At 64.7% G+C, this 22,064-nt stretch carries 20 protein-coding genes; 7 read left to right on the forward strand and 13 right to left on the reverse strand.

All coding sequences use genetic code 11. The features are described from left to right. Positions 1-258: 258 nt before the first annotated feature. Complete coding sequence (locus tag ACG2LG_RS12690; protein ID WP_396259525.1) at positions 259-4,860, forward strand: Ig-like domain-containing protein; 4,602 nt, start codon at positions 259-261, stop codon at positions 4,858-4,860. 75 nt (positions 4,861-4,935) lie between these two features. On the opposite strand, the gene fmt is transcribed toward ACG2LG_RS12690, so the two are convergent. From fmt to ACG2LG_RS12705, 3 genes are read right to left on the reverse strand one after another with little or no spacing between them, the layout of a single operon-like run. After that, positions 4,936-5,865, reverse strand: coding sequence for a methionyl-tRNA formyltransferase (fmt, locus tag ACG2LG_RS12695; RefSeq protein ID WP_396259526.1), 930 nt, complete (start codon positions 5,863-5,865; stop codon positions 4,936-4,938). Beyond that, positions 5,865-6,497, reverse strand: coding sequence for an adenylate kinase family protein (locus ACG2LG_RS12700; RefSeq protein WP_396259528.1), 633 nt, complete (start codon positions 6,495-6,497; stop codon positions 5,865-5,867). Before ACG2LG_RS12700 ends, fmt begins: the two co-directional genes overlap by 1 nt. A 54-nt stretch (positions 6,498-6,551) precedes the next feature. Next, positions 6,552-7,433: a hypothetical protein gene (locus tag ACG2LG_RS12705; RefSeq protein ID WP_396259530.1), complete on the reverse strand. Its 882-nt coding sequence runs from the start codon at positions 7,431-7,433 to the stop codon at positions 6,552-6,554. A gap of 100 nt (positions 7,434-7,533) precedes the next feature. Here ACG2LG_RS12705 and ACG2LG_RS12710 point away from each other — a divergent pair, with 100 nt between their 5' ends. Both ACG2LG_RS12710 and aroB read left to right on the forward strand, forming a co-directional pair. After that, on the forward strand, positions 7,534-8,145 hold the full coding sequence (locus ACG2LG_RS12710; protein WP_396259531.1) for an exonuclease domain-containing protein: 612 nt from the start codon (positions 7,534-7,536) through the stop codon (positions 8,143-8,145). 55 nt (positions 8,146-8,200) lie between these two features. Further along, positions 8,201-9,286: a 3-dehydroquinate synthase gene (gene aroB, locus ACG2LG_RS12715; RefSeq protein WP_396259533.1), complete on the forward strand. Its 1,086-nt coding sequence runs from the start codon at positions 8,201-8,203 to the stop codon at positions 9,284-9,286. Positions 9,287-9,296: 10 nt separating this feature from the next. Here aroB and ACG2LG_RS12720 read toward each other — a convergent pair whose 3' ends face one another. From ACG2LG_RS12720 to galE, 4 genes are all read right to left on the reverse strand, one after another. Continuing rightward, positions 9,297-10,226: a type II secretion system protein J gene (locus ACG2LG_RS12720; RefSeq protein WP_396259534.1), complete on the reverse strand. Its 930-nt coding sequence runs from the start codon at positions 10,224-10,226 to the stop codon at positions 9,297-9,299. Positions 10,227-10,241: 15 nt separating this feature from the next. After that, on the reverse strand, positions 10,242-10,958 hold the full coding sequence (locus tag ACG2LG_RS12725) for a prepilin-type N-terminal cleavage/methylation domain-containing protein (RefSeq protein WP_396259536.1): 717 nt from the start codon (positions 10,956-10,958) through the stop codon (positions 10,242-10,244). A 7-nt stretch (positions 10,959-10,965) separates the two neighbouring features. Further along, positions 10,966-11,664, reverse strand: coding sequence for a Tfp pilus assembly protein FimT/FimU (locus tag ACG2LG_RS12730; protein ID WP_396259538.1), 699 nt, complete (start codon positions 11,662-11,664; stop codon positions 10,966-10,968). Between the two features lie 81 nt (positions 11,665-11,745). Continuing rightward, entirely contained in the window at positions 11,746-12,747 is a 1,002-nt protein-coding gene (gene galE / locus ACG2LG_RS12735) for a UDP-glucose 4-epimerase GalE (RefSeq protein WP_396259539.1), read from the reverse strand. A 116-nt stretch (positions 12,748-12,863) separates the two neighbouring features. Between galE and ACG2LG_RS12740 the strand changes: the two genes are divergently transcribed. After that, positions 12,864-13,769 carry a hypothetical protein gene (locus ACG2LG_RS12740; RefSeq protein WP_396259541.1) on the forward strand — a complete coding sequence of 302 codons (906 nt, stop codon included), beginning with the start codon at positions 12,864-12,866 and terminating at the stop codon, positions 13,767-13,769. Here the strand turns inward: ACG2LG_RS12740 and ACG2LG_RS12745 are convergent, their stop codons facing one another. Genes ACG2LG_RS12745 through nuoB form a run of 3 tightly spaced genes read right to left on the reverse strand, consistent with a single transcriptional unit; the run spans position 13,770 to position 15,659 of the window. Continuing rightward, entirely contained in the window at positions 13,770-14,495 is a 726-nt protein-coding gene (locus ACG2LG_RS12745) for a rhomboid family intramembrane serine protease (RefSeq protein WP_396259543.1), read from the reverse strand. Between the two features lie 46 nt (positions 14,496-14,541). Further along, entirely contained in the window at positions 14,542-15,114 is a 573-nt protein-coding gene (locus tag ACG2LG_RS12750; protein ID WP_396259544.1) for an NADH-quinone oxidoreductase subunit C, read from the reverse strand. A gap of 5 nt (positions 15,115-15,119) precedes the next feature. After that, complete coding sequence (gene nuoB / locus ACG2LG_RS12755) at positions 15,120-15,659, reverse strand: NADH-quinone oxidoreductase subunit NuoB (protein WP_396259582.1); 540 nt, start codon at positions 15,657-15,659, stop codon at positions 15,120-15,122. Between the two features lie 134 nt (positions 15,660-15,793). Between nuoB and trpA the strand changes: the two genes are divergently transcribed. Together trpA and dapF are read left to right on the forward strand one after the other, a co-directional pair. Continuing rightward, positions 15,794-16,588 (forward strand): tryptophan synthase subunit alpha, encoded by a 795-nt coding sequence (gene trpA, locus ACG2LG_RS12760; protein ID WP_396259546.1) that lies wholly within the window; start codon positions 15,794-15,796, stop codon positions 16,586-16,588. A 40-nt stretch (positions 16,589-16,628) separates the two neighbouring features. Next, positions 16,629-17,444 (forward strand): diaminopimelate epimerase, encoded by an 816-nt coding sequence (gene dapF, locus ACG2LG_RS12765; protein WP_396259548.1) that lies wholly within the window; start codon positions 16,629-16,631, stop codon positions 17,442-17,444. Positions 17,445-17,532: 88 nt separating this feature from the next. Here the strand turns inward: dapF and ACG2LG_RS12770 are convergent, their stop codons facing one another. The 3 genes from ACG2LG_RS12770 to ACG2LG_RS12780 are packed head-to-tail and all read right to left on the reverse strand — an operon-like array spanning position 17,533 to position 20,677. Then, a complete protein-coding gene (locus ACG2LG_RS12770) occupies positions 17,533-18,498 on the reverse strand; it encodes a ThuA domain-containing protein (RefSeq protein WP_396259549.1) in 966 nt (321 codons plus the stop codon). Further along, positions 18,488-19,795, reverse strand: a complete 1,308-nt coding sequence (locus ACG2LG_RS12775) for a Gfo/Idh/MocA family protein (protein WP_396259551.1) — start codon at positions 19,793-19,795, stop codon at positions 18,488-18,490. The genes ACG2LG_RS12770 and ACG2LG_RS12775 overlap by 11 nt, the downstream gene beginning before the upstream one ends. 54 nt (positions 19,796-19,849) lie before the next feature. Next, complete coding sequence (locus ACG2LG_RS12780; RefSeq protein ID WP_396259553.1) at positions 19,850-20,677, reverse strand: sugar phosphate isomerase/epimerase family protein; 828 nt, start codon at positions 20,675-20,677, stop codon at positions 19,850-19,852. Positions 20,678-20,758: 81 nt separating this feature from the next. Between ACG2LG_RS12780 and ACG2LG_RS12785 the strand changes: the two genes are divergently transcribed. Continuing rightward, positions 20,759-21,964: a substrate-binding domain-containing protein gene (locus ACG2LG_RS12785; protein WP_396259555.1), complete on the forward strand. Its 1,206-nt coding sequence runs from the start codon at positions 20,759-20,761 to the stop codon at positions 21,962-21,964. Positions 21,965-22,064 lie beyond the last annotated feature (100 nt).

Genomic DNA, 22,064 nt, shown 5'->3' on the forward strand with positions numbered 1-22,064 from the left:
TTGAACAGCCATTTGTCCTATGAAGTGGCCTACTCAGTGAGACAGGCAGGAGGAGAATATCCCCGCCAATCCTCCGCGCTGGCCATGCGCCGCCGCATCATGCTCGGGGACCAAGGCCACCGGGTAGGGAACTCATCGGAAAATCCGTAACTTTCGACCCCTCGGGCCTATTTACCAAGGCACGAGGCCATTACGGAATCTGGTCCGCTGCGATCATCTGCCACCGGGCCGCTTCGCCAAATATTCCTCGAACCACAAATGAATCCAAAACCCGCACCATCCGTCCTAGGCACCGCCATTCTCGGCCTCGCCATCGCCATGACCCCGCTCCACGCCGGGGTCGTTTTTTCGGAAAGTTTCGAGATTCCGGTCGTCTCCGGCTTCGACGACAACACCGTGCCCTCCGGCGGCAACTGGATCGGCGCCACCGACGGCTTCGGTTCCTCCAACCGGGGCCTCTACAACGAAACCGTCGTGTGGCCCGCCACGCCGCCATTCACCACGCCCTATGGCAATCAGGCCTACTACCTCAACTACACCAACTCCGGCCTAACGACCGCCGAAGGCGTGATCGGCGCACTCACCGCTGATGTCACCTACTCCGTGACCTTCAATACCGCGGTCACCGCCAGCACCGCCAGCGGCAACTACAAGGTGGAACTCGTGGCATTCTCTCCGGGGGATGACCGCGCGGACGTCAATGGCACGCCTCTCCCCGGCACGGTTCTCGCCAGCGCCACCGGTGCTGTGACGACCGACGACATGTCCGCGACCGGCAGCCTCACCTTCACCCCGGATGGCGCAAACGCCCACCTTGGCAAGGACGTCGGCATCCGGCTCGTCAAATCCACCAACAGCGTTCTCTATGACAACATCCGCCTGATTACCGGCCACGACCTCAACCCGAATCCCGCTAGTGGCGAAGATCTCGCCGCCGGCGGCAATGTCACGCTGAGTTGGACCAACATGCCGCCCAATACCGGCGACACCTACGTCGATGTGCTTTTCGGCACTGACCCGGGCTCCCTGGCGCCGGTGCTTGACGGCCAGATTGCGAGTTCGACCATCGTCAACGCTCCCCAGGCCGATACCTACTACTGGCGCGTCGATTCCTACCCTGACGGCGACCCCGATGGCACTCCGGTGACCGGCGACGTGTTTTTCTTTACCGTTGCCGACACCGATGGAGACGGACTCCCCGATTCATGGGAACTCGCCAACGGGACCGACCCTAACGTGATTGACGATACTGCGGACCCCGACGTTGACGGTCTGACCAACGCGGAGGAATACCAATACGGCACCAAGGCAAACGACAACGACACCGACGACGACACGCTCCTCGACGGAGCCGAAATCAACGGAACCGCCGGCTTGCGTCCGCCGACCAACCCGCTGTTGGCCGACACCGACGCCGATGGCTTGAGTGACGGTGTGGAAACCAATACCGGCACCTGGGTGCCCGCGACACCTCCGGCAACCGTGTCCTCGGACACCGGCACCAATCCGACCGACAACGACTGGGACAAGGACGGCCTGCTGGACGGTGCGGAAACCAATACCGGCACCTTGGTCGACAAAACCAATACCGGCACCGACCCTTACCTTTCCGATACCGACTCCGACGGCGCCGGTGACTACTATGAGGTCTACGCCTCATTCACCAACCCGTTTGACGACACCGACAAGCCCTTCGTCCCTTACCCCCTGCCCGACCCGGACGGCTCGACCGGAAATCCTTCACTGCCGGTCAAGGTTTACATCTGCTCCGGCCAGTCCAACATGGTTGGTATTGGGAACGTCGGTCCCTTGGGCACGGCAGGAACCTTGGAAACCATCACCAAGATCGAGAACAAGTTCCCGAACCTGCTCGACGGCTCCAACAATTGGACCGAACGCCAGGATGTCCTCTATCGGGGCGTGATTTCCGCCACAGCCAACGGACCCCTCACTGCCGGCCAAGGAGCCGGAGATGGCCCCGGACCCGGCGACAAGCTCGGCCCCGAACTGGGTTTCGGCCACATCATGGGATGGTATCACGATGAAGCCGTTCTCGTGCTCAAATCAAGCATCGGCAACCGCAGCCTAGGTTGGGACATCCTTCCCCAGGGCAGTGTCCAGTATGACTATTCTCCCAATACTTATGCGGGATTCGGTGATGCCCAGCTCAAGTGGCCGATCGGCGATACACCGGCACCCTGGGTGACCGGTGGTTGGTATGCGGGCTACGAATGGGATCGCTATTTCAGGGATGAAAGCGAATGGGCTCATCCTCACGACGCCGAAACCAACGTGGTCGACATCCTGGACGACTGGAATGGCAAATATGGCGGTGCCGGCAAGCCATTCGAGGGCCGCGATTTCGAGATTGCCGGATTCGTCTGGTGGCAAGGCGACAAGGACCGGGGCGACATGGGCCACGCTACCCGCTACGAACAGAACCTCGTCAACCTGATCAACAATCTCCGCAGCTATTACTCGAACCGCTACCCCGGCAAGGTTCCCGTCAACGCGCCCTTCGTTCTTGCCACGCTCGGCCAGACAGCCGCAGGCGATACGAGTCCGGCCAGCGATGTAGCCATCTTTGATGCCCAAATGGCCGTGGACGGAGATGCCGGAAACTACCCGGAATATCAGAACAATGTGAAGACGGTCTATGCCCACCCGCTCAGCCAGGGGGGAGCCTCAAACAGCCACTACAACGGGAACGCGGAAACCTACATGCTAGTCGGCGACGCCCTCGGCCGGGCAATGATCGACCTGCTCGAAGCCTCCGCCGGACCCGACGAAATCCCGCCGGTCATCATCGGGCGCAGCCCCGAAATCGGCGAGACGGACGTCTCGGCAGGAGCCAACATCGTTATCAACTTCAATGAACCGGTCACCATTGGCACCGGCAACATCACGCTCCACCCGATCGACAACTCCGGGGACGTGGTCATCGACGCCAACGATGCCACCCAGGTCTGGCTTTCAGGCAGCACCCTGACCATCAATCCGACGGCCAGCCTCGCGACCAGCAAGGAGTATGCGGTCCTGATCGCCGACACGGCCATCGACGACCTCGCCGGCAACAGCTTCGCCGGAATCCTCGTCGACACCGAATGGCGCTTCACCACCGCCACTCCCGACACGACCGATCCAACGCTGTCCTCCACCGATCCCGCGAACGACACGAGCATTCTGGTGGACGGCGACCTCGAGGCCACCTTCAGCGAGCCGATCACCGTCGGCAGCGGCAACATCACCCTCAGGAACCTGACCGACGGCCCGTCCGGCGATGTCGTGATCGACGTCACCGACGGATCCCAGGTCACGGTTTCCGGCGCGGTGTTGACCATCAATCCCACCGCCGACCTCGTCGGGGGCAAGGACTACGCGGTGCGGATCGACGCCACCGCTATCGACGACCTCGTCGGCAACAGCTACGCGGGCATCGGCGACGATGTGACATGGTTCTTCTCCACTCCCGCGCCGCCGCCGCCAAATGTCGTGTTCCAGGACAACTTCGAGCCGACGGACTCCGGATCCAATGCGACCTCCCTGCTGGGTGCCGGCACCACGCCGGATGTCAGCACCTACACGGTGCCCAACACGAGCACTCAAGTGAACACGACATTGTGGGTTCGTTCCAATCAAGGGTACAAGAGCAGCCAGAGCGGTCTGGTGGACGAGTCCGAGAGTGGTGGAGCCAACTTTACGGACCCCACGGGAACCCAGGCCTATGCAGGCCGTTATTCCTCCAACACCGGCGTCTCTTCCGCTGCCGACACGATCGGTGCCCTGGCGAGCGGAACGACCATCACGGTCCAGTTCGATGCGGTAACGGATGGTCAAACCGGAGGAGACGACATCAAGGCAGCCCTTGTCCTCTATGACGGCGGCCTCTACAACGACTTCCGGAACGAGTACGCCGGCACGAGTGCGGTTCTTGCACGACTGAACCAGGCAGATGCCACGACCTCTTCCTATCAGACCTTCTCGTTCTCCTACACGGTGGGCGATCCGGTCTACAAGAATGGCGCGGATGGAGGCGGTGGCACAACATGGCTTCCCGGCCTTCTCGGCCAGGACATCGGCCTCCGTTTCTACAACAGGACAGGTGATGCCATCATCGACAACGTGCAGGTGAGCATCGCCGGCCCCGGCGGCCCCGGCCCGGTCGATCACTTCACGATCTCCGCGATCACCTCGCCGCAGACCGTGGGAGTGCCTATCACCGGAATCACCATTACCGCGCAGGATGTATCCGATGCCACCGTCACCGACTTCACCGGCACGGTGACCTTCGGCGGGACGGGTGGGTTCTCGGGCACCTCCGCCAATTTCGTCGACGGCGTGCTGAGCGGCGTCAGCGTGACTCCCACCGTGGCGGGCAGCGATCTGACCTTCACCGTCGATGACGGAGCGGGCCACACCGGTTCGACGACGATCGCCCTCATCGACCCGGCGGAGACCGCCTACCAAACCTGGTCGGGCGGCTTGGACTTCGAGACCGACACCAACGGCGACGGCGTCGCCAATGGCCTCGCCTTCGCACTCGGTGCCGCGGATCCCCAGGCCGACGCGCTCGCCCTGCTCCCGGCCGCCGCCACGGAACCCGGCTTCCTCGCTCTCCAGTTCCAGAGAGCCGGAAACCTGGGAGCCGCCAAATTGTATGTCGAGCACGGCAACGACCTCGGTGGCTGGACCCAGCTTCTCATCCCCGCCACCAGCACGACAGCGCCTCACCTCGCCGATGGAGTTCAGGTGGTGGTGGCGACGGGCAGCCCGAACGACACGGTGACCGTCAAGATTCCGACCACGCTTGAATCCACGAGCGGCGCGCTGTTCGGACGCCTGCGGGTGACGGAGAACTAACCTTGCCCCGTTTCAGAAAGCCCGGGTTGCGAGTTCATTCGCCCCCGGGCTTTTTGCTGAATCTCGCGGCCCGGCTCAGGAGTCAAAGGTCGCGACGTCGAGGCGCTGACCCCGCCACCAGTCGAGGGCCGACATTCGGCGGGAGCCGTCGGGCTGCACCTCGTCGAGCGTGAGTGCACCGTCGCCGCAGGCCACCGCCACCCTGCCGTCGATCTCGCGGACCTCGCCCGGGTTCCCTTCGCCTTCGATCACTTCAGCGAAGGGGAAAATCTTCAGCCGCCGGCCGTTGAATGAGGTCGAACAACCCGGCCACGGATCGTAGGCGCGGAGCCGGCGCTCGATCCGCGCCGCCGGCCAACTCCAGTCGATCCTCCCATCGTCCCTGCCGAGCTTCGGGATGTGGCTCGACTCGCCCAGTTCATCCTGGGGCGTGCGAGGGGCGCTTCCATCCAGCAACAGCGGAAGCCCCTCCGCCAGCGCTTCGACCCCCGCCTCCGCCAAGCGGTCGTGGAGGCTGCCCCCCGTGTCCCGGGCTCCGATCGGGATTCGTTTCGAGAGAATCACATCCCCGGCGTCGAGCTGGCGGATGACGTGCATCAGGGTCATGCCCGTCTCCGCATCACCGGCATCGAGCGCGGCCTGGATGCAGGCGGCTCCCCGGTATTTCGGCAGGAGGGACGCATGAAGGTTCACGCAGCCCAGCGGGGCCATGTCGAGAAGCCGCTGGGGCAGAATCTGACCGTAGGCCATCACGACGATGAGGTCGGGCTGGAGCGCCTCGAGGGCCTCGAGCGCCGCGGGATCGCGGACCTTCTCGGGTTGCAGCACCGCGACGCCGGCATCCTCGGCCAGCAACTTGATCGCCGGAGCTTTCAGCTCGCGGTGCCGGCCGGCCGGTCGGTCCGGCTGGGTGACGAGGGCGATCGGGGGCGTCGATGACACCAGAAGCCAGCGAAAGGTCGGCAGGGCAATGTCGCCGGTGCCGAGGAAGACGATGCGTGCCATCAGACGACCTCCTTGCCCATTTCCTGATACGCCGGCAGTGCCACGATGCGCCGGATGATGTCGCCCAGCACCTCGACCGGCGGGCGCATGGCGTCGACCACGGTGATGATCTCGTCCGGATAGTGGTCGAGAAGCGGACGGGTCTCGGCGTCATAGGTTTCGATCCGCTGGGCGATCACCGTATCGGAAGCATCATCGATGCGGTTCTCCTTGAGGGCCCGCTTGCGCATGCGGCGGGCGAGCTCGCCCCGGTCAGGACAGGTCAGGTGGAAGACCTGATGAACCTGCAGAAAGTCGGCGATGATTTCCGCCTGGCGGACGTTGCGCGGAATGCCGTCGAGGACGAGAAAATCAATATCGGGCTTGTAGAGGTGGGATTCGGCCCAGTTTTCGACCTGCGACTTCCAGAGTTCCACCGTCAGCTCGTCCGGCACGAGTTCGCCGCGGCTCGAGTATTCGACGAAGCGCCGGCCGATCGCCGTGCGGGTGTCCATCGAACGGAAGATGTCGCCGCAGGCGCAATGGAAGAACCGGGGGATGGCTCCGAGAATCTTCCCCTGGGTTCCCTTCCCCGCCCCCGGGGCCCCGAGGATGAGGATCGCCGGGCGACGGACTGCAAATGCCTTCGTCATGAGGAAGGAAAGCGTATGGAGCGGCCGAAATGCCCGCAAGCCCGATCCATTTTCCTACAACAGGAAGAACAGCGGCAAGGGTGCCAGCAGCGCGGCATCGGCGAGCACCCTGAGCAAATCGAGCGAGAAGCGATGTCGGGTCCGGTTGAGAATCTGCAGCAGGGCCGTCGAGATCAGGATCGCATAGAAAAACGGCCGCGCCGGGAGGCTTTCGCCATCGACCCCACGCCCGAACATGTCGGGGTTGTCGAAGTAGGCGAAAAGGAGCGCGCTTCCCGCCAGCAGCGTGAGCGGCAGCGTGAGGCTCATCTCGTCGGCTGCCTTGACCTCCGGATCGTCGGACCGCCGCGAGTGCTCCCAGAGATGGATCGCGGTGATGTTGAGGACGCAGAGGATTGCAAAGCCGATCATTTCGCGCGACAGCACCATCGACATCATGCCCTGCGAGGGCACGCGGGTGTGGGCCATCATCGCGGTGCCGTAGGCAAACGCGAGGCCGGCGATGGCATTCCGCAGGTAGGGCACCTCGCCGGTCGGGCGGGTACCGATGACAAACAGGAAGAAGGCCACCACCAGGCCCACGGCCGGCCCCGAATAGGAGATCAGGAGTTCGACCGGCAGGGCCTTGAAAACGAACCAGAGGACCGCAGCAACAGCCACCACCACGCCGGCGAGGAAGAACACCCGGTGACGCGCATGAAACTCGTGGCGCTCCGCCAGCAGCGGATCGCCCGGGTCGCGCACCCGCAGATCGAGCATGCGGTCGCAGACGTAAATGACCCACACCCCGAGGCCGAGCGCGAGGTAGGCCTGCCACTCGAGGTAGTTCACCTGCCAGGCACGCGCGAACATGTAGAGCCAGGCGACGGCCACCAGGGGGGCATCGAGGCTCAACAGGTTCGGCCACAGCCACCATGGCGTTCTTCGCTCCGACATCCTCGTCGCGACCATTCTCAAGCTGCGGGAGCTTGGCAAGCCCCGGTTGGATCGGGATCGGTCTTTCCCCCGGGGCGAAATCACGCTTCGCTGGCCGCCGTTGGACCCCGAAACCCCCATCCGCGAGCTGCGTTTCACGGCGATCGATTTCGAGTCGGCCGGGGCGGCGCGCGGCAAGACCGACGTGCCCGTCCAGATCGGGCTGGCCTCGTGGCAGCCGGAAAACGAACCGGGCGAGCTCTTCGACTCCTATCTGGCCTGCGACCGACCGGTGTCCTGGAGCGCCCGCAAGGTCCACGGCATCCGGGACGAGGACCTGGTTGGCGCGCCACGCCTGCAGGAACTGTGGCCCACGCTCAAGCAGCGTCTCGGCGGTGCCGTGGTGGTCGCCCACGGCAAGGGAACCGAAAAGCGTTTCTTGCGCGCCTTCCCCGGCCACGGCTTCGGTCCCTGGGTCGACACCCTGCTGCTGGCCCGCGCGGCATGGCCGGACCATCCCTCCCACGGGCTGTCCGAGCTGTGCGACTTCTGCGAACTGTCCGGGGAAATCGAGGCGATGGTTCCGGACCGGCGCTGGCACGACGCGCTCTTCGATGCGACCGCTTCGCTGGTCCTGCTGCGCCATCTGGTCGACGCGCTGGATCTCGACCGTCAACCCCTGGCGGTGCTCCTGCAACCCGGCCAGCACTCCTGGACCCGCCCGGAACGCTGAACTCCGCCCGTTCTTTTCTCTCGCGTCGGGAACGAGGATCTTGGTTTCTTCCCGCATGCCCGACGTCACCGTCGATCTCGCCGACCGCAGTTACCACGTCCTCGTGGAAAACGGTGCGCTTGCCCGCGCCGGCGAACGAATCGCCGCACTCGGCATCGGCCGGAAGTTTGCGGTGATCACCGACGACAACGTCGCCCGCCATCACCTCGAGCCGCTGGCCGCCTCACTGGCGCAGGCCGGCCTCGAGTCCACCACCCACTCCGTGGCGGCGGGCGAGGCGTCGAAATCCTTCGCCACGACCGCCGAACTCTGTGGCGCGCTGGCCGCCGCCGGGCACGACCGCTCCTCTGCGGTGATCGCCCTGGGAGGAGGCGTGGTCGGCGACCTCGCCGGGTTCGTGGCCGCCTCGTTCTACCGCGGCATCCCCTTCGTGCAGATCCCGACGACCATTGTTTCGCAGGTCGATTCCTCGGTCGGAGGCAAGACCGGCATCAATCTTCCCCAGGGAAAGAACCTCGTCGGTGCCTTTCATCAACCCCGCTTGGTGGTCGTCGATCCCGACACGCTCGGCACGCTGCCCTCCCGGGAATTCCGCGAAGGCTTCGCCGAGGTCATCAAGCACGCCGCCATCCGCGATGCCCGGATGCTCGATGACATCGCCGCGCTCGACCCGGCTTCCACCGACGTGCCCGCCGACCTGATCGCCCGCAACATCTCGATCAAGGCGCGCATCGTCGAGGAGGACGAACACGAGACCTCCGGCACCCGGGCGTTGCTGAACTTCGGCCACACCATCGGCCACGGCATCGAGGCCGCCGTCCCCTACGGACAACTGCTCCACGGCGAGGCCATTTCGCTGGGGCTGCGGGCCGCCCTTTTCCTCAGCGAACGCCGGGCCGGCCTGGATCCGCAGGACAGCTCACGGATCCTGTCGCTGCTCAGGCACTTCGGACTGCCGCTCACGCTCGGCCCGGCGGTCGAGAGCGAGGTCGTCCTCGACCGGGCGGCACGGGACAAGAAGTTTTCCTCGGGCCGCATCCGCTTCGTGCTGCTGCGGGCGGCGGGCGATGCCTTTGTCTCGACCGAGGTCACCCGCGGCGACATGGCCGATGCGATCGAGAATCTGCGCGAAGAACCGTGAGCTCAGAAAGTCACATCCCCGGCAACTCGATCATCCGCGTGTAGTGGTACGCGTTGCGGGCGTAGTCCTTCTGATCGAGACCATCGCGTGCGTTCATCCGGGCGATGCCACCGTCGGAAAGGACCGACATGCTGATCTCGACCGCCCGGAGCCGTCCGGCTTGGATTTCCTGCGGGGTGAAGCCTTCCGCATCAAGCGTGGTTTGAATCCCCCGCCCCGTGACCCGGAAATCACCGTTACCCGCGGCACTGCCAAGGACGATGCGTGCCGTTCTCAACTCGTTCGAGCCGTCGTCGGCCGTCCTCGTCACCTCGACATGGAACGCCATCGAAAACTGGTGGACGTTCTCGCAGATGAAGTTCTCCTGGTCATCGATGTTGCCCTCGTATTTGTCGAAGGCGGCGTCGAGATCGGGCTGCCCGAGCAGATCGACAAAGGCCTCGTCCGGGTTCACGAGCAGACGGTAGAGGACGAAGGTCGAAGTCCGGTCGTCGGCCCCGCCCTCGATCGGGTCCTGATAGCGAAGCCGATAGGAAGCACAGGAAACGTCGCCCGCATTCTCCGGAAATTCCTCGCCGACCTGGCCGAGATAGCGGTCGGTGGCGGCGGTCAGGAAGGTCAGGCCGATGGCCTCGGACGAGTTCCCGCCCCCACTGGAAACCGGCGGCAGGTTGCCCCCTGTTTCGAGCTTCGCGTGCAGCCATTCGAAATCATTGCCGCGGCGCACGACCAGCGACTCCAGATCGCGGGCCATCGTGTCGAGCATCACCTTGGCCTGGCGGGATGCCCGGATCTCGTCGCGGCTGCGCGTCCAGGTATCGGTGGCGATGCCGGTGATGCTCACCAGCACGGTGATGATGATGGCGGTGATTCCCATCGCCACCATGAGTTCGATCAGCGTGAAGCCTGTGGCGCGTTGGCTGTGGTTTGAATTCCTCATGGGTTGAACGGGGTTTTATCGGCGGACCGCAAGGTTGCGGGAGAAAATCGGGGAGGCGCTGCCGGCCTTCCATTCATCGAGCTTCTCCTTCAGCTTGTCACCTTGAATGTATCCAACGCTGGAGTTGGGCACACGATAGAACGAGGCGGAAAAGGCGATGTAGGCCTCGGGGTAGGTCGCGGCACTGTCGTGCGTGCCATCGGCATTGCCGGGCTCGCGGAGCTGGCCGCTGCCCGGCAGGTCACGGGCGACCAGTTCTCCGCCGTCGAATACCAACTGGTCGATCAACACGGCGAAAATCCTTCCCTCCAAGGCTTTCAGCTCATCGGCGGCGGCCGCGATGTTGCTCGCCCTCCGGACCACCGGCACGACGATGAAATCCTCGCCCGCCACGCCATCGATGGCGACGACCGGCTGCTCGGGATTCGAGGGATCCGCCCGGAACTGATAGATCAGCAGCGGGTCTTCGTCCGCATCGGCGATCCATTCGAAGGCCTTGTCGAAGCCGGTCGCGTAGTCGCCGTCGGCATCGCCCACCGTGACCAACTCGCGCTCGAGCGCGAAGGCCAGGCGATCCGCATCCTCGGCACTGATCGCCTTGCGAATGCCCTGCGCAGCGGGTGTGAAGACCGCGAGGAAGGCCGTGAGAAGAACCGCGAGAACGCCGATGGCGATCACGGTTTCCATCAGGGTGAAACCGCCGCGGGAGTGGGAATGAGTGGTCCGCTTCATGGATGGATCAGAAGAATTTGGGATTGGTTTCTCCGCCGAGGATCTGCTTGGGATCCCGGAAAACCGAGGTCGAGCCGTTGCGCCAGATCACGAAGCCGCCGAAGTCACGCTTCGCATCGCCCGTGGTCCGGGGATCCTCGTCCCCCGGCTGCCGGACTCCCGCCCCGACGACGAAGCTGGGCCCGACGTAACCGTCGTCGGTCAGTCCGGTGGTGCAGATCCCCTCGCTGTTGAACTCGTAGAAGTAATAGGTGCCCTGATAGGCCGCGGAGATGCGCTGCCCGGTCAGGTCGAAGGTTTCGATTTCACCGGACCCGCTCTCGTGATCCTTGCGACTGAACTCCTTGCTGAAAAACACCCGGTCGGGCAGCGTGTAGCCGCGACCGACCACCTCCCACTGCTTGGGTTCGGTCGAGTTCCCCTCGTCGTCGAGGATCTCGCCGACAATCACGAGCCGGCGGAGGTAGTTCGGAGACGATGGGTCGTCCGCATCGATCAAAAGTCGCGAACTCGCACCCTTGCCGATCGCGATCGAGCGCGCTTCATCGAAAAGGGCCTCGGTCGTGGCGGTGGCCGTGGTGACCCCCTTGCCGCCGGCCCCGTTCAAGGCAACCGTTCCAATGGTGAGCAAAACGCTGATGATCAGGATGACCACCAGCAGTTCGACCAGCGTGAAGCCGGAAAGAGAGTGTCGACGAAGTTTCATTGGCACGGGGTTTGGAGAAAGAAAGCTCATGGCCGGGTCCGGGGCAAGGAGGAATGTCAATACATGGCGGATACGCGGGGACTAGGCATCAAATCGACCGTGGTTGGGACCATTCATCCACTTCCAGGCGGTCCGCACCATGTCGCGGACGTCTTTGCGCCGGGCCTCCCAGCCTAGCACTTCCTTGGCCAACCACGGATCGGCGAGCAGGGCCGGCGGATCGCCCGCGCGACGCTCCCCGTACTTCACCGGCACCTTCCTTCCCGTGACCTCCTCGGCGGCCTGAATGATTTCCTTCACCGAGACGCCGACGCCGGTGCCGAGGTTGCAGCGGACGGAATCGCCGCCCTTCATCAGGTGCTCCAGTGCTCTGAAATGGGCATCGGCCAGGTCGTCGACGTGAATGTAGTCGCGGATGCAGGTCCCGTCGGGGGTCGGATAGTCGGTGCCGAAGACATCCACGTGCGGGATTTCCCCGGTCAGTGCCATCAGCACCCGGGGGATGAGGTGGGTCTCCGGATCGTGGTCCTCGCCGATCTTCCCGTCTTCGGAGGAACCGCTGGCGTTGAAGTAGCGCAGGCAGGCACTCTTCAGGCCCCAGGCGTGCTCACAGTCGCGCAGGATCCACTCGACCATCAGCTTGCTGCGCCCGTAGGGATTGATCGGATCCTGGGGGTTGGTTTCCCGGATCGGCACCGATTCGGGGACGCCGTAGGTCGCGCAGGTGGAGGAAAAGACGAAGCTCCGGCAGCCGTGGGCCTGCATCACCTCGAGCAGGGTCAGCGGTTCCGCCGTGTTGTTGCGGTAGTACTTGAGCGGATCGGTGACCGACTCGCCGACGTAGGCGTAGGCGGCAAAATGTACCACTGCCGAGAACCCGTGCTCGGAGAAAAGCTTCTCGAGCAGCTTCTTGTCGCCGACGTCGCCACGGACCAACTCGACACCTTCATCCACGATCGCGCCCTCGTGTCCGAACACCAGATTGTCGAGAACAACGATCCGGAAGCCCTGGCTGGCGAGGAGGCGGACGGTGTGCGAGCCGATGTAGCCGGCACCACCGGTAACGAGGATGGAATCTTGCATGACGGGGAGCACCCGTCAGCAAACGGAGGGTCCGGAGGCATGTCAATCCCCGCCCCAGACACCGTCGTTGCCGATTCGGTGAATAAAGCCGCCCGCCCACCCGTTTCATCCACACCATGAGAAATGCTTTCAGAATCCTGCTGGCCGTCGGCTGCCTCGGATTGGCGACTTCCTGCTACTACGGTGCCTACGATTATGGCTATTCCAGCTCCTACGGTTTCAGCAACGGCGGGAGCACCTCGTTCATCTACACCAACAGCGACCGCTGGCTCTACGACTCGACGATCCGCTGCTACTACGACCGGACCCGCCACTGCTACTACGATCCCTGGGTCGGCGGCTACTATCCCCGTGGCTACTGCCCTCCCGTGGTGGTCGGCGTGCCCCACCCCTACGGCTGGAACGGCCGCGGAAAATGCCCGCCGCCCCGCAACGTGCATTCGGGCTACATCAACCGTCACAGCGACCGCTTGGGTCACCTGCGCTCCAGCAACTATGATTGGGCACGCAACGTCCGCCACGGCGGCGGTGCCCACAACCAGAACTGGCGCAACAACCGGATCCGGGCCGCGGAAAACTACCACTCGCGCGGTGGCCAGCGTGGGCAGATCGTCCAGAACCAGCAACCCCGCCGTGGCCACCAGGGTCAAGTCGTCCAGAACCGCCCGATTCCGCGCACGCCCGGTGTGCAGAACCGGGGATGGAACGACGGGAACCAATTCCAGAACTGGAACCAACGCGGTGGCCGCCAACCGGAAATCCGCCCGGGCCGCCAACCCGTCCCGCCGAATTCCTTCGGACAAGGCCGCGGAGGGAACTCCTGGCAGAACCAGAACGCCCGTCCGCGCCCGGGCTTCAATCAGCCGGTGAACGTCGGCCGGACCCCGGCGACCCGCAATCAGCCGCCCCGGACGAATGCCGCCCGGCAGCCGAGTTCGAACTCGGACCGCGGCATCACCCGACAGCAACAAGCCTCCCAGTTTCTCCGTCAGCAGATGCAGCAGCTGAGCCGCCGCCGCTGATCAAGCCTTCTCACGCCGCCGCCGGTCGCGCTGGAGTTTCTCCAGCGTCACCGGCGGTCGGAGCGTCCAACGGGCAGCCATCCACCCGATCAACCCACCGCCAAAGTGGCAGGCGTGCGAGACCTCGAAGAGTGAATCGCCCAGTGCCGACGCCAGCGCACGCCCCCAGTCGGACAGCACCGGCAGCCCGAGTGCCGGGTTGACCAGCATCAGCCCCCCCGACGCGAGCAGCATTCCGATCCCCAGGCTTTTCCCCGACACCGGCACCGGCCACATCCTCGACCCCGGCGACACACCGGTCAGCCACAGCACCGCGGCGAAAACGCAGCCGGAGGCCCCGACCAGCGGACGGTCACCGCCGCCATCGGCAAGCAGGTGCAGGCCTCCCCCTGCCAGCAAACCGCCGAGCATGAGCCACCCCCACAGCCTCAAGCCCCCGATCCGCTCGAGCCTCGGACCCAGCGCCAGGAGGGCCGCGGAGTTCAGCGCCAGATGCAGCCAGTTGGCGTGGATCAGCCCGTAGGTGGCAAGCTCCCAGACCTTGCCATGAGCCAGCCCGTTCCGGCTGAGGCCCAGGTCCAGGTAGAGCTGGGGCACCCGGTCGACTCCACCAAGGGCCGCGAGCACGATCTGGATCGCCACCAGAACGCCCACCAGCGACAAGGTCGCGCGGGCCGCGGCCAGATCATCGCCGACGTCCCTCCAATTCGGCCCGTGTCCACGCATTCCCCGGGGAAGTTGCATGGCCGCGCGGTCTTGGAAAATTCGGAAATCAGTCGATTTCGCGCGAGCGCGGCTCCCGGGTCACGGGATTCCCGGCACCCGGGCTGGTCACGAAGGGACCGCCTTCCAGCGGAGCCACCCCGGTAAAGGCCACATCCGGCATCTCGCTTGGACGGCCGGCCAGCGGAAAGTCCTTCCTCAGCGGATGGAAGGGATAGCCCTCCCACATGAGGATGCGGCGCAGGTCAGGATGATCCTCGAAGCCGATGCCCATCATGTCGTAAACCTCCCGCTCATGCCAATCGGCACCCGCCCAGATCGACACCACGCTCGGCACCTTTTCGTCCTCGCCGACCTTGGCCCGGATCCGGAGATGCTTGGAATCGTCGACGGTCGCCAGTTCGTAGACCATCTCGAACCGCGGATCCTTCCCGAAATGGTCGAGGCTGGAGATATCGAGGAGGAAATCGTAGCCCAGCTCGTCCCGGGCATGCTGGAGCACGTCCTTGAGCGCCGACAGCGAGACTTCGCAGGTGTGCTCCCCGCGGAAGGCCACGGTGTCGACCACCGCGTCGCCGAACTTCGCCTTGATGGCCTCGGAATCCTGGGCTGCAGCAGACATGACGGTCAGGAGGAAAGCTCCTCGAAAAACTCCTTCTTCTGGTTCTCGATCGCCGGATCACCCTCGATCTGCGACTGCAGCTTGAGCAGGCCCTGGATCAGGGCCTCGGGCCGGGGCGGACAGCCGGAAATGTAGACATCCACCGGGATCAGGTTGTCGATGCCCTGCAGCACCGCGTAGCTGCGATACATGCCGCCGCTCGAGGCACAAGCCCCCATGGCGATGCACCACTTCGGCTCCGGCATCTGGTCCCAGATCCGCTTCACGGCGAGCGCCATCTTGTAGGTCACGGTGCCGGAGACGATCATCACGTCCGCCTGGCGCGGGGAAAAACGCATGACCTCCATGCCGAAGCGCGAAATGTCGAAACGCGCGGCCCCGGTGGCCATCAACTCGATCGCGCAGCAGGCGAGGCCCATCGGCATCGGCCACAACGAGTTCTTCCGCATCCAGTTGATGGCGGCATCGACGCGGGTAAAGATCACGTTGCCCTCGACCCGGGAATCGAAGGCGGCGTGGGCGACGGTTTTCGAATCGGACACCATGGCAGCTCGGCGGACGTTGGCGCGCCCCCCGCCGACCCTCAAGCGGTTTGTGAAAGTTTTCACAAGCCCCGGGAAGCTCGCGTTTCCCCGCGGTTGCCAAGATGCCGATCAGGCCGTATCGACAGGCCCGTCTCATGAATCGCATCGACTCCACATTCCAGCAGCTGCGCGCCAAGGGCGAGAAGGCCTTCGTCGCCTACGTGGCCGCCGGCGACCCGTCGTTTGAGGCTTCGCTGGAGGTCATCAAGACCCTCGCCGACGCCGGATCCGATGTGATCGAGCTGGGCGTCCCCTTCTCCGACCCGCTGGCCGACGGCATCGTCAACCAGATGGCCGCCGAACGGGCGCTGAAGGCCGGCATGAGCACCCCCCGCGTGCTCGACCTGATCCGTGCCTTCCGCGAGACCCACGACACGCCCATCGTCCTCTTCACCTACCTCAACCCGGTCTTCACCTACGGCTACGAGCGCTTCCACACCGACGCCTCGGCCGCCGGTGCCGATGGGATCCTGCTGCTCGACCTGCCGCCCGACGAGGCGGCGCGAAATACCGAGCTGGCCCGTGGTGAGGGTCTGCGCCACATCCGCCTGATCTCGCCAAACACCCCGGACGACCGGGTCAAGTTGCTCGCCGACGGTTCGGAGGGTTTCATCTACGCCCTCTCGCGGACCGGCGTCACCGGCGCCCACGGCGGCCCTTCCGACCAGATCGCCGGGCAGGTCGCCCGCATCACCGCCCACACCGACACGCCCGTCTGCGTCGGCTTCGGAATCAACACCCCCGAGCAGGCCGCCATGGTGGCCGAGGCCGGAGACGGGGTCATCGTGGGCTCGGCCATCGTCAAGCAGATCGAACTCCACCCCGACCGCGCCGCCGAGGTGGTCCGCAGCCTCGTCACCCCCCTCATCGCCGCGACGAAGTCGGTCTGATCACCTGGAACTTGGAACTTCTCACTTGGAACTTCGACCCATGCTCATCCACTTCTACAAGATGAACGGCGCCGGCAACGACTTCGTCGTTGTCGACAACCGCGACCTCTCGCTGGAACTGACCCGCGAACGGATCGCACTGCTCTGCGACCGCCACCGCGGTGTCGGCGCCGACGGCCTGCTCGCGGTCGAGCCCGCCGAAGACGGGGCCGACTTCAAGTTCCGCTACTACAATGCCGACGGCGGCGAGGCCGAGATGTGCGGCAACGGCGCGCGCTGCTTCGGCCGCTTCACCGCCGCGCTGATGGAGGAGGTCCCCGAGCGGGTCACCTTCGAGACCATCGCCGGCACCCTGGCCGCGGAAATGGTCGATGAGAACATCCGCATCGCGATGTCCGATCCGGTCGACTTGGAAATGGACAGCGGCGCCAAGGTCCCCGGCCTCGATGGCACCCTGCGCTACGTCAACACCGGCGTCCCGCATGTGGTCGCCTTCGTCGACGACCTTGAAAGCACCGACGTCGTCACCCACGGCCGTGCCATCCGGCACCACGAGCGTTTCGCCCCGAACGGCACCAACGCCAACTTCGTCCAGGTGCTCAAGCCCGGCCACATCGCCATCCGCACCTACGAACGCGGGGTCGAGGACGAGACCCTCGCCTGCGGCACCGGGATGGTGGCCAGCGCGCTCTTCCACCACCTCCGCAGCGGCGATCCCTCGCCAATCAAGGTGGACGTAAAAGGCGGCGAGACCCTCGAGATCGGCTTCGAGCAGGCTGGCGAGCGGCAGTTCCGCAAGGTCACCCTCACCGGCCCGGCCGACTTCGTCTTCGAAGGCGACATCGAGATTCCGTGAGAGGGGTGACCGGGCCTTCCAGGCCCGGAGTCAAAAGGGTTGATTCGGGGGGGCTACGGGCCTGGAAGGCCCGGCCACTGCCCCCGCTTCACCGCTTCAGCGGTGAGTCATCGCACTCGAGATCGCCGGTCGCGTACTGCATGCCGTTGAGCAGGTAGCGGAGCAACTCCGGGCGTTCGAAGCTCTGGGCGTTGTGCGAGGGCGAGGAAAAGAACACCCGGCCCTGCTTGTGGGGCTTGATCCACGAGACGTAGCGGGGCTGGTCGTGGAAGCCCCGGTCCTTGCCCACCTTGATTCCCTCGGTGTCCAGTTCGAGCATGGGAGCGAAGTTGAACTTCTCGTAGGCTCCGCCCATGACGTAGGGCTCGTCGACATGGACGAAGGGCTTGCCGCCGAAGGGTTTGAGCATCGGATGGTCGGGACAGCAGGGATGCAGGGTGACCTCCTGCTGCGGCGGGTGGTAGGAGAAGCTCCCGCCGGCGAGCTCACTGAACTCCTCGGAGTAGGCGAAGTTGGCGATCGCACCGTGCATCAGCACCAGGCCGCCACCCTTTTCGACGTAGTCGACAAGACTGCGGTAGAGCATGCGGGCGAGTTCCTCCCGCTCGTCGGCGGGCATGGCCTCATACTTCTTCCCGGCGTCGCCGATCTTCTGCACCAGCACGTCGTAGAACAGGTCGCGCTTCTTGCCGGTCGGGCAGTTGTTGTTGAGCACCACCGCATCGAAGGCCCGCAGGCGCTCCGGCCGGAACACCTCGATGTCGACGCTGGCGACCGATTCGTAGGCACCGCTCCGCTTGCCGAGGATCTCGATCACCGCCTCGGTGTGCGGGATGCACCAGTGCTTGAAGCCGGTGGCCAACGAGAAGATCAGCACCTTGCGCGCCTGCTTCGGTGCGACCTGCGGCTTCTCCGGCGCCACGGCGGCGACCTTCTCTTTCCAGGCCTCGTCGAGCTCGAAGGCCGGGATTTTCTGGGCATCGGCAACGGGTGCCGAAACCCCGCCGACCAGCAGCAGGGCGAACCAAGCCGCGATGATGCGTTCAGATCTCATAAGGCTTGCGCATGGGGACCTGCAGTTTGGCGTTGGCCTCGTCGTCGCCGATGATCTGTTCCTTCACCGGATCCCACTTCAGCTTGCGGCCGTCGAGCTTCATCGACAGGTGATGGAGCACGCAGACCGAGTTGGAGCGGTGCCCGACCTCGACCGGACAGATCGGATCACTGCCGTCCCGGGCGGACGAAAGGAAGTCGCCCATGTGGTTCTGCGAGGTGTAGAGCTTGGTTTCCCCGTCGGTCGGCTGGCGTCGCAGCAGTTCCTTGTCGCTGCAGTCCATCTTGCCGCGTGAGCAGTAGGCCCAGCCATCCTCGGTGATGAATTTCACCCCCGGGCTGCCGTTCCTCGAGGTCAGGACCACACCGTTGTCGTAGAGCGCGTCGCCCTGATAGCCGACGTGGACATCGAAGAGCCCGCGATCGGGAAACTCGCCCGTGGCCTGGATCTCGGTCGGGCCGCTGTCGACATCGCTGCCGTTGGCCCACTGGGCGATGTCGTACATGTGGGAACCCCAGCCGGTGATCATGCCCAGGCAGTAGCGCTGGACCTGCAACCAGCCCGGACGACCGAAGCCGTTCTGCGGATGCACCCTGGCCTCGATGTAGGGAACGTCCGGACACGGGCCGAGCCACATGTCGTAGTTCAGGTTGGCGGGAGGCTTGCCCGGTTCGCCATGGGCTTCACCCCGGTCGGTGGGGACCTCGACCTCGATCTTCTTCAGCTTGCCCAGCCAGTTGTTGCGGATGATCGTGCAGACCTGCCGAAAGCGGATGTCGGACCGCTGCTGCGAACCGGTTTGCAGCACCACCTTGTTCGCGCGCACCGCCTTGACCAGGGCCTGCCCCTCCGGAATCGAGTAGGTCAGCGGCTTCTGGATGTACATATGCTTGCCGGCCCCGGCGGCGGCGATCCCGACCAGCGCATGCCAGTTCTCCGGTGTGGAGATGACGAGGCCGTCGATGTCGTCGCGCTCGAGGAGCTCGCGGTAGTCGGTGTAGATGGCGACCTCGACCTCGGACTCCCCCTTGCCGCCGTAGAACTTCTTCACCACCTCGCCGGCCGAGGCCGCACGGGCGGAATCGACATCGCAGCAGGCGATCACCCGCGCATTCAGTCCCTCCTTGGACCCCATGCTCATGGCGTTCTGCATGTCGCCGCGGCCCATCCGCCCGCAGCCGATCTGGGCCAGCTGGAGGGTTCCATTCTTCGAGCTCTTACCCCACGACCGGGAGGGCAGAATGGTCAGTGCCGCGCCGGTGGCCACGGTCGAGGTGAGGAAGGATCGGCGTTTCATGGGCTTGGGTGTGGAATGTTCAGAGTTCGATGCTCGAGGCGGCAAAGATCACGATCAGCCGCGGATTTCCTTGAGATACTTCACGCTGCGTTCGGCCTGCTCGAGGGTTTCGCATTCGACGCTGAATACGATGTCCTGGGGCAGGTCCCTACAGATTTCGAAGATCGCCGGGTAATCGACCACCCCGTCGCCACAGGCGCAGCCGACGGCCGTGCCCATGACCTTGCCGCGCTCGGCATCGGACTGCTCGATCGAGATGTCCTTGGCGTGGACGTGGATGACCTTGTCCTTCACCCGGTCGAACCACTCGACGGCGTCGTGGCCGCCGAGGTGGGCGTTGCCGGTGTCGTAGTTCGCCCCGAGGTTGGGCGAGTCGACCAGGTTGAGGCACTTGTCATAAAGGTCGGGGTCGAGCGAATAGGTCTGGTGCATCTCGAAGCCGATCTTGATGCCGCGGCGCTCGCAGACCTTGAGGGCCTCGGTGAGCGAATACTTGATCAGCACGAAGTCCTCCTCGGCGGTGGTCCACGGCTGCTTGTGGCCCTCGTGGGTGTTGATGATGGGCGCGCCGGCCTCCTTGGCGAAGCGGGCGGCCTGCTTGAGATACTCGACCGCGATCTCGGGCTTCGAGGCCTGGCTGTGGGAGGAAAAGGCGGAAAGCTTGATGCCGTGCTTCTCGACGCAGTCCTTGATCCGGTAGGGATCGTCGAGCATCGACACACTGTGGAAATACCGCGCCTCACTCAGCAGTTCGCGGCCCCAGTGCACCATCGGCTCGATGTACTCGTAGCCGAGGTCGGCGGCGAACTCGACGCCCCATTCAAAGTTTTTGTGCGAGGTGCGCACCGCTTCCAGATTCAGTCCGATTCCGATTTTTCCCATGGTGTTTGTGTTGGTTCGAGGTCCGCATCCTAGGCCGGCTCCAGGTTGACGGCAACCTCACCATGTGCAGGATCATCCTCAATGCGTGCAACCCCAAAAGGAGCCCGATCGATCCCCAAGGTCGCCCTTTTCCTGCAGGGAGTGCGGCACTACGAGCGCGAACTGCTGCGGGGGATTTCGGACTACGCCAATCTCCACGGTCCCTGGCAGTTCCAGCGAAACGTCTCCTACCTCACCGATCGGGAGGTGGATCCGGTGGAACTCATCGAGCGCTGGCAGCCCGATGCCGTGATCCTGCGCGAAAGCCGTCCGCACCGCTACGACGAGATCCTGCACACCGGGCGACCGACGGTCTACAGCCCGACCACCGAGTGCCGTGCCGGCATCCCCAACATCGTGGTCAATGATCCCGCCACCGGGCGGATTGCCGCCGATCATCTGCACGAGGCCGGCTTCCGGCACTTCGGCTACTGTGGCGTGCGCGCCTTCTTCTGGTCGCGACGCCGCGGCGAGGGCTTCGGCCAGCGGGTGGAGGACCACGGCCATGAAGCCCATCTCTTCGACAGCGACGACGGCCGGGAGTTCTTCAGCTGGGACGCCGGTCACCAGCGCCTGATCGATTGGTTGCTCGGGCTGCCCAAGCCGGTCGGCATCTTCTGCTGCACCGACGACTTCACCCTGCTCGTCCAGGAAGCCTGCGTGGCGGTGGGCCTGCGGATCCCCGACGAGGTGGCGCTGATCGGGGTCGGCGACGACGAGTCGATCTGCGAGTTGGCACAGGTTTCGCAGAGCAGCGTGCGGCTCAACATCCGCCGCGGCGGTTACGATGCCGCGCGCCATCTGGCGCGGTGCCTGCAGGGCAAGGGCGGCCCGCGCCGGCCCGACGACATCGTCATCGAACCGCTGGGGGTGAGGGCGCGTCCCTCGACCGACGCCACCGAAACCCTCGACCCGGAGGTGGCCAAAGCGGTCTCGTTCATCCGCGAGCGGGTCAACACCCCCATCGAGGTCGACGACGTGATCCGCGTGGTCAACCTCTCACGTCGACGGCTCTATGACCGGTTCCGCGAGGCCACCGGCAAGAGCATCTACGCCTACATCCGCGACCGGCGGCTGGAGAACTTCGCCCGCCTGCTGCTGGAAACCAGCCTGACCGTCTCGGAAGTCGCCTACGCGATGGGCGAGAAGTCGGACAACAACGTCGCCCGCCTGTTCAAGAAGCATTTCGGCATGACGCCGGTCGCCTACCGGCGCAAGCACGCCCGGCCCATCAAGCACGGCGAATGAAGGGATGCCCGGGGCGTCACTGAAGGTGGCCGGGGCTTCCAGCCCCGTCGCCAATGCCTCATCTAACATGGCGACGGGCCTGGAAGGCCCGGCCACAGGC

Source organism: Haloferula sp. A504, from assembly GCF_044385805.1.
GTDB lineage: Bacteria > Verrucomicrobiota > Verrucomicrobiia > Verrucomicrobiales > Akkermansiaceae > Haloferula.

Excerpts from the sequence above, each read along its gene's own strand:
- trpA (WP_396259546.1), top strand. The coding sequence starts at position 15,794 with ATGAATCGCATCGACTCCACATTCCAGCAGCTGCGCGCCAAGGGCGAG.
- ACG2LG_RS12750 (WP_396259544.1), bottom strand. The coding sequence starts at position 15,114 with ATGTCTGCTGCAGCCCAGGATTCCGAGGCCATCAAGGCGAAGTTCGGC.
- ACG2LG_RS12705 (WP_396259530.1), bottom strand. The coding sequence starts at position 7,433 with ATGTCGGAGCGAAGAACGCCATGGTGGCTGTGGCCGAACCTGTTGAGC.
- ACG2LG_RS12745 (WP_396259543.1), bottom strand. The coding sequence starts at position 14,495 with ATGCGTGGACACGGGCCGAATTGGAGGGACGTCGGCGATGATCTGGCC.
- ACG2LG_RS12700 (WP_396259528.1), bottom strand. The coding sequence starts at position 6,497 with ATGACGAAGGCATTTGCAGTCCGTCGCCCGGCGATCCTCATCCTCGGG.
- galE (WP_396259539.1), bottom strand. The coding sequence starts at position 12,747 with ATGCAAGATTCCATCCTCGTTACCGGTGGTGCCGGCTACATCGGCTCG.
- ACG2LG_RS12780 (WP_396259553.1), bottom strand. The coding sequence starts at position 20,677 with ATGGGAAAAATCGGAATCGGACTGAATCTGGAAGCGGTGCGCACCTCG.
- ACG2LG_RS12770 (WP_396259549.1), bottom strand. The coding sequence starts at position 18,498 with ATGAGATCTGAACGCATCATCGCGGCTTGGTTCGCCCTGCTGCTGGTC.
- ACG2LG_RS12730 (WP_396259538.1), bottom strand. The coding sequence starts at position 11,664 with ATGAAACTTCGTCGACACTCTCTTTCCGGCTTCACGCTGGTCGAACTG.
- ACG2LG_RS12785 (WP_396259555.1), top strand. The coding sequence starts at position 20,759 with ATGCGTGCAACCCCAAAAGGAGCCCGATCGATCCCCAAGGTCGCCCTT.
- ACG2LG_RS12725 (WP_396259536.1), bottom strand. The coding sequence starts at position 10,958 with ATGAAGCGGACCACTCATTCCCACTCCCGCGGCGGTTTCACCCTGATG.
- ACG2LG_RS12690 (WP_396259525.1), top strand. The coding sequence starts at position 259 with ATGAATCCAAAACCCGCACCATCCGTCCTAGGCACCGCCATTCTCGGC.
- dapF (WP_396259548.1), top strand. The coding sequence starts at position 16,629 with ATGCTCATCCACTTCTACAAGATGAACGGCGCCGGCAACGACTTCGTC.
- ACG2LG_RS12720 (WP_396259534.1), bottom strand. The coding sequence starts at position 10,226 with ATGAGGAATTCAAACCACAGCCAACGCGCCACAGGCTTCACGCTGATC.
- nuoB (WP_396259582.1), bottom strand. The coding sequence starts at position 15,659 with ATGGTGTCCGATTCGAAAACCGTCGCCCACGCCGCCTTCGATTCCCGG.
- ACG2LG_RS12775 (WP_396259551.1), bottom strand. The coding sequence starts at position 19,795 with ATGAAACGCCGATCCTTCCTCACCTCGACCGTGGCCACCGGCGCGGCA.
- fmt (WP_396259526.1), bottom strand. The coding sequence starts at position 5,865 with ATGGCACGCATCGTCTTCCTCGGCACCGGCGACATTGCCCTGCCGACC.
- ACG2LG_RS12740 (WP_396259541.1), top strand. The coding sequence starts at position 12,864 with ATGAGAAATGCTTTCAGAATCCTGCTGGCCGTCGGCTGCCTCGGATTG.
- aroB (WP_396259533.1), top strand. The coding sequence starts at position 8,201 with ATGCCCGACGTCACCGTCGATCTCGCCGACCGCAGTTACCACGTCCTC.